The sequence below is a fragment of the Trebonia sp. genome (genome assembly GCF_049794275.1).
Classification (GTDB): domain Bacteria; phylum Actinomycetota; class Actinomycetes; order Streptosporangiales; family Streptosporangiaceae; genus Trebonia.
In genome coordinates this window covers 1-6,010 of sequence record NZ_JBARCR010001254.1, presented here as the reverse complement: position 1 = coordinate 6,010, position 6,010 = coordinate 1, and the positions used below count along the sequence as shown (strand labels likewise).

The 6,010-nt window shown below is 70.1% G+C and carries 5 protein-coding genes; 2 read left to right on the top strand and 3 right to left on the bottom strand.

The window, feature by feature from the left end; all coding sequences use genetic code 11:
• The first annotated feature begins 229 nt into the window (after positions 1-229).
• The gene (gene helR, locus WA805_RS30705) at positions 230-2,407 is read left to right on the top strand and encodes an RNA polymerase recycling motor ATPase HelR (RefSeq protein WP_425244076.1); all 2,178 of its coding nucleotides are present in this window, start codon (positions 230-232) and stop codon (positions 2,405-2,407) included.
• The gene (locus WA805_RS30700) at positions 2,404-3,897 is read left to right on the top strand and encodes an FAD-dependent monooxygenase (RefSeq protein WP_424559060.1); all 1,494 of its coding nucleotides are present in this window, start codon (positions 2,404-2,406) and stop codon (positions 3,895-3,897) included. Before helR ends, WA805_RS30700 begins: the two co-directional genes overlap by 4 nt.
• Here the strand turns inward: WA805_RS30700 and WA805_RS30695 are convergent.
• The 3 genes from WA805_RS30695 to WA805_RS30685 form a co-directional block, all read right to left on the bottom strand.
• Positions 3,877-4,965 (bottom strand): hypothetical protein, encoded by a 1,089-nt coding sequence (locus WA805_RS30695; protein WP_425244075.1) that lies wholly within the window; start codon positions 4,963-4,965, stop codon positions 3,877-3,879. The genes WA805_RS30700 and WA805_RS30695 overlap by 21 nt on opposite strands.
• Positions 4,962-5,495 (bottom strand): SigE family RNA polymerase sigma factor, encoded by a 534-nt coding sequence (locus tag WA805_RS30690; protein ID WP_422323772.1) that lies wholly within the window; start codon positions 5,493-5,495, stop codon positions 4,962-4,964. Before WA805_RS30690 ends, WA805_RS30695 begins: the two co-directional genes overlap by 4 nt.
• Positions 5,496-5,816: 321 nt before the next feature.
• Positions 5,817-6,010, bottom strand: a 194-nt coding sequence (locus WA805_RS30685; protein ID WP_425244074.1) for a hypothetical protein, incomplete at its 5' end; no start/stop codon positions are given.

The window sequence follows — 6,010 nt, the reverse complement described above, 5'->3', positions numbered from 1 at the left end:
CGTTCAACCTCGTTTACGAGGTTCGCCCGTAGGTATCAGCCACGATTCGTTCTGGGGGCGCGGCACCGCGTCCCCAGAACGCATTTGCCACGTCGAGCGGCGGATAAGATCCGCGCTCCTCCATTTTTAATCTATAGCGCACCGGGGGGCTTGCCGCAAGACCCGGGTCGTGCCGCATAATCGCAGGCCGGGGCAGAATGCAGGCAGACCTCAGATCGGAGCTGATTACGTGAATTCGCTGGCTGCCAGCGCGTTTGACCTTCCCGGCAATCTAGCAGCCAAGGCCGACCCGGCGCTGATCGCCGGTGACCAGCAGCACTTCGCGGCCATCGCGGAGACCCTCGAACAGTCGATCGCCGACCTGACCGCCCGCCTCGACGCCGAGCGGAAGTCGCCCGGCGGCATCGGCCAGGAGGCACTGGACCGGGACATGCAGATCCACCGGCTGACCTCCCGGCTGCGTGCCCTGCGTCGCTTCGGCCTGGACCTGTGCCTCGGACGCATCGTCAGGGCAGACAACCCCGAGCCGGTGTACATCGGACGGCTTGGCCTCACCGACCGGGCGGGCCGCCGGCTGCTGATCGACTGGCGTTCTCCGGCGGCCGAGCCGTTCTTCGGAGCGACCCACGCCAACCCGATGGGCCTGGCGAGCCGCCGCAGGTACCGCTGGACCCGCGGCCGGATCAGCGACTACTGGGACGAGGTGTTCACGCCGGACGGCCTTGAAGGGCACGCGGCCCTCGATGACCAGTCCGCCTTCATCGCCAGCCTGGGCGGCAGCCGGTCTGCCCGGATGCGGGATGTGCTCGGCACCATCCAGGCCGACCAGGACGCGATCATCCGCGCTGGCTCCCGTGGCGCTCTCGTCGTCGACGGTGGTCCGGGCACGGGGAAGACAGTCGTCGCCCTGCACCGCACCGCGTACCTCCTCTACTCCGATCCCCGCCTCGGCCACCGCCGGGGCGGCGTGCTGTTCGTCGGCCCGCACCAGCCCTACCTGGCCTACGTCTCCGATGTGCTGCCCAGCCTCGGCGAGGAGGGCGTGCAGACCTGCACCTTGCGTGACCTCGTCCCTGAGGGAGCCGCGGCAATGCCGGAGGCCGACCCGGACGTGGCCCGCCTGAAGTCGTCGGCGGACATGGTGATGGCGATGGAGGCAGCCGTCAGGTTCTACGAGCAGCCGCCCGCGAAGGGGATGACGGTCGAGACCGACTGGGGCAACATCTGGCTGAGCGCCGACGACTGGGCCGAGGCGTTCGAAGCACCGGAGTCCGGTACTCCGCACAACGACGGGCGCTATCAGGTCTGGGAGGAATTGCTCGGGACCCTGATGGACTCCCGCGGCGACGACGTCCCGGCTGACCTGTTCCGGACGTCGCTGCTGCGGAACCAGCAGCTGCGCACGACCTTCAGCCGGGCGTGGCCGCTGCTCGAGGCGGCTGACCTCGTCGCGGATCTGTGGTCGGTACCCGCCTACCTGCGCAAGTGCGCTCCCTGGCTCAGCCCCGATGAGGTTACGCGGCTGCAGCGCCCGGACCCCCGGGCCTGGACGGTAGCTGATCTGCCGCTCCTGGACGCGGCTCGCCTCCGGCTCGGTGACCCGGAGGCGTCACAGCTCAACCGCCGGCGTGCCGGCGCCGTCGCCGCCGAACGGGAGCAGATGGCCCGCGTCGTGGACAACCTGAGCCAGGTGGCCGACGACGAGTACGGCGTCGGCCTGGTGACGATGCTGCGCGGCGAGGACTTCCACGACGCCCTGGTCGACGAGGCCGCGCTGCCGACCGCCGACCGGGAGCTGCTCGCTGGCCCGTTCGCGCACATCGTCGTGGACGAGGCGCAGGAACTGACCGACGCGGAGTGGCAGATGCTGCTGCTTCGCTGCCCGTCCCGGAGCTTCACCGTCGTCGGGGACCGCGCCCAGGCCAGGCACGGGTTCACCGAGTCGTGGCGGGAACGCCTCGAGCGAGTCGGGTTCAACGAGATCAACCTGGCCTCCCTGACCATCAACTACCGCACCCCAGAAGAGGTCATGGCGGAGGCCGAGCCAGTCATCCGGGCCGCGCTCCCCGACGCCAACGTGCCCACCTCAATCCGCAGCACCGGCGTCCCCGTCCTGCACCGACCCGCCGCGGACTTGGAGGAGATCCTCGACGCCTGGCTCGCCAAGCATGCCGAAGGGGAAGGGATCGCCTGCGTCATCGGCGATCCCACGTTCCCGGCGACTTCCCGCGTCCGGTCGCTGACCCCGGAGCTGGCGAAGGGGCTCGAGTTCGACCTGGTCATCCTCCTCAACCCGGAGTCGTTCGGCGACGGCATCGAGGGAGCGGTCGACCGTTATGTAGCCATGACAAGGGCGACCCAGCAACTTGTCATCCTCACGAGCGCCAATCACGGGAGGCGTCAATGAACGGGCATGCGGTGGTGATCGCCGGGGGAGGCCCGACTGGGCTGATGCTTGCGGGCGAGCTCGCGCTGGCCGGGACCGACGTCGCCATTGTCGAGCGGCGCACCAGCCAGGTGCTGGCCGGCTCCCGCGCCCGCGGCCTGTACTCACGCACCATCGAGGTTCTCGATCAGCGCGGAATCGCTGACCGGTTCCTTTCTGCGGGGCAGGTGCATCCGGTCGTGGCCTTCGTGATCCGCCTGAACATCAGTGACTTCCCCACCCGCCACCCCTACACGCTCGCGCTAGGGCAGGACCAGTTCGAGCGCATAATGGCCGGCTGGGTCAGCGAGCTGGGGGTGCCGGTCTACCGCGGACTTGAGGTGACGGGCTTCACGGAGGACGGCACCGGCGTTGACGTGGAGCTGTCCGACGGCCGGCGCCTGCGGGCGCTGTACCTCGTGGGGTGCGATGGCGGGCGCAGCCTTATCCGCAAGGCCGCCGGCATCGAGTTCCCCGGGTGGGACCCGACAGTCAGCTCCCTGATCGCCGAGGTCGAGATGAGCGAGGAGCCGCCGTGGGGCATCCGCTATGACGACAAGGGCACTCAAGCTATGGGCAAGCTGGAGGACGGGAAGCGGGTGGGGCTGGTGGTGAGTGAACGGTACGCCGGGCAAGCCGGTGAGCCGACTCTGGCTGACCTCAGCCGCGCGCTCGTCGCCGCGTGGGGAACGGACTACGGGGTGCACAGCCCGACCTGGATCTCCCGGTTCACCGACATGACCCGGCAGGCGGCGTCTTACCGCAAGGGACGCGTGCTGTTGGCCGGGGACGCGGCGCACGTGCATTACCCGGTCGGCGGGCAGGGCCTTCAGCTCGGCGTGCAGGACGCGGTGAACGTGGGATGGAAGCTGGCCCAGGTGGCCAGTGCGGCATCACCGGAAAGCCTGCTGGATACCTACCATGCCGAGCAGCACCCGGTCGCCGCCCGCGTGCTGCGCGGCACCATGGCGCAGACCGCGCTCACCCGGTCCGACGCGCGCATCGATGCGCTTCGCGAGACCATGGCCGAACTGCTGAGCATGGACGAGCCTCGCAAGCGGTACGCCGCGAGGATGTCCGGGCTGGACATCCGTTATGACCTCGGCGATGGGCACCCGCTGCTCGGACGCCGCATGCCCGATCTCGACCTGGTCACCGCCGACGGCCCGGTGCGGGTCTTCACCCTGCTGCACGACGCCCGGCCCGTGCTGCTCAACCTCAGCGAGCCTGGCGGCTACGACATCACGCCCTGGGCGGACCGGGTCCGGCTGGTCGACGCCAAATACGCTGGCCCATGGGAGCTTCCGGTACTCGGCACGGTCACCGCTCCCGCTGCCGTGCTGATCCGGCCCGACGGACATGTCGCCTGGACGGGAACAGGGGATCCAGCCAGCCCGGGGCTCCGTGAAGCGCTCACCACCTGGTTCGGGCCGCCCGCAGCCCAGCCGGATTTACCGGTAACCGCTGCCTAGCGGCGGACCGCCGACCGGGAAGGGCGGGTTCCCGCAGGCATTGACCGCAGGCATCAGGCAGAACGCCTTGGGCCGAGGCAGCAGCGCTGGCGAGATCTGCTTGAAGGTCGGCGCGGCGACCGCGGAGAGCGAGACCTTGCGGAACCCGGCCGGGATGGGCACGGTGAGCTTGGCCAGGTTCTGTGCGGTCGGCGAGAGCCAGGTGATGTCCGCTGTCTGCTGGACGGCTGGCGCGCCGGACCCCGAGCGGACGACCACGCGCACCGGCAGGTAGGTGCTCGGGCTGACCCAGATGGTCTCGGAGATAAAGCTGCCCGGGCGGCTCGTCAGCTTGATTGCCTCGATCCCGTCGACGCTCTGCCGGCCGGCCACGGTCAGTGTTCCGCAGGAGACCGCGGTCCGCAGGGACCTCGCCACCGTCGACGGCAGCGAACTGGCGGGCAGCCCGATGCCCGGCAGCCCGAACTTGTAGAGCAACGGGAGGGCCCCGATCGCCGGCCGGCAGCCGCGCGAAGCGGGCAGGGTGGAAGCGGGCAGGGTGGAAAACGGTATGGCAGCGGCCGGGCGGCCCAGGCCCGGCCGCTTGGTCCAGGACCGCGTCGAGTAATTGACCAGGGTGTAGACAGACGAGCCAGCCGAGGCGGTGTAGCCCTCGTCGTAGAGCGGGTGCCCGGGCGACGAGTACGTGACCGAGCGCCACTGGTCGCCGTAGGACCATTCCGCTGCGGTTGTCGTCGTGGTCTTGCCGCCGTATGGCGAGGCGCTGCTGGTAGTGACCGACATCTGCGCGATATCGCCGGGATCGGCGGCGGTCAGCGCGCCGCTGACGCGCTTGACCACGTCCGCGGTCAGCTCGATCCCGGCGCGCTGCTGGTTGGGCACCACGACAACCGCCAGGGCCACGCCGCCCGCAGTCAGCGCCGCCGCCGCTCCGGTCACCGAGCACAGCGCCAGCCAACGCCGGCGGCGGCGCCGCGCGATCTGGCAGGTCAGTCCGGCGGGCACCCGGAGATCAGCGGTGAACCGCTCCATGCCCTCGCGCAGCAGATCCTCGACGTCGGTGCTCATGATCGCTTTCCATTCCGGCCGCACATGGCCGCCGTGTCGTTCCAGCCGTCGGCGAGCTCGCGCAGCCGCGCCAGACCCCGCGAGCCCGAGGACTTCACCGTGCCCTCAGAGCAGCCGAGGACCGCCGCCGCCTCGGCGTCGGTCAGCTGCTCCCAGTAGCGCAGCACGAGCACGGCACGCTGCCTGGCCGGCAGCTGCAACAGCAGCCGGACCAGGGCGTCGCGCAGGTCTACGTCGCCGGTTGCGTCCTGCGGCTGCCGCAGCTCCGTGCGCAGCAGGCGTTCCTTCTGCCGCCACCGGCCCGCGCGCCGGTAGCCGTCGATCGCCAGGTTGCACAGGGTCCGGCGGACGTAGCCTTCCGGGTCTCCGTCGATCCGGCCCCACCGCCGCAGCAGCCGCTCGACCGCCGTCTGCAGCAGGTCTTCGCCGGCCTCCCTGTTCCCGGCCAGGAGCACGGCCGTGCGCAGCAGATGATCGGCGCGCTCAGCGAGGAAGCGCTCGAGTTCAGCTGTGCTCCGGCCGGCTGCCATCGGGGTCTCCTCCCGTTCGCAACCAAAGCACGAAGAACCCGGCGCCAAGGTTCCAGCCGACAGCAAAAAATCGCGGCGTGGCTTGCCTAGAGCCCGTCCTGTTCGCCTGGGCGCCTGCGGGCCGGCGTGCAGCGCGACGGCGAACCGGCCGGCGAGAAGCTCCCAGCGCGCACCCGTGCCGTCGAGCGCCGACGACTCCCTGACGCGCAAGAATCCGCGCTAACCGCGCCGGAGAAGCCGGCTGAGGTTGCGGAGGAACCACGCGTCCGTTCGGGATAATGTTCTTGACTTTTCCGAACGGACGCGTCGTGACTGCCGCGCTTACTGGCTGGGATCCTGGGACGCTCTTGCCAGCTCACGCAGCCGGCTGAGGGTGTCCCCCGGGCGGCCGGCCAGGACTCGCGTGTTCGGCAGGCGCTCGCGGATCTCCCGGGTTTCCTTGGCAGCAAGCCGGGCCGCGCCGCTGGTAGCGGACGACAGGACGATCAGGCTGGCACCGGTGTCGGCGGCGAGGC

Excerpts from the sequence above, each read along its gene's own strand:
- WA805_RS30690 (WP_422323772.1), bottom strand. The coding sequence starts at position 5,495 with ATGGCAGCCGGCCGGAGCACAGCTGAACTCGAGCGCTTCCTCGCTGAG.
- WA805_RS30695 (WP_425244075.1), bottom strand. The coding sequence starts at position 4,965 with ATGAGCACCGACGTCGAGGATCTGCTGCGCGAGGGCATGGAGCGGTTC.
- WA805_RS30700 (WP_424559060.1), top strand. The coding sequence starts at position 2,404 with ATGAACGGGCATGCGGTGGTGATCGCCGGGGGAGGCCCGACTGGGCTG.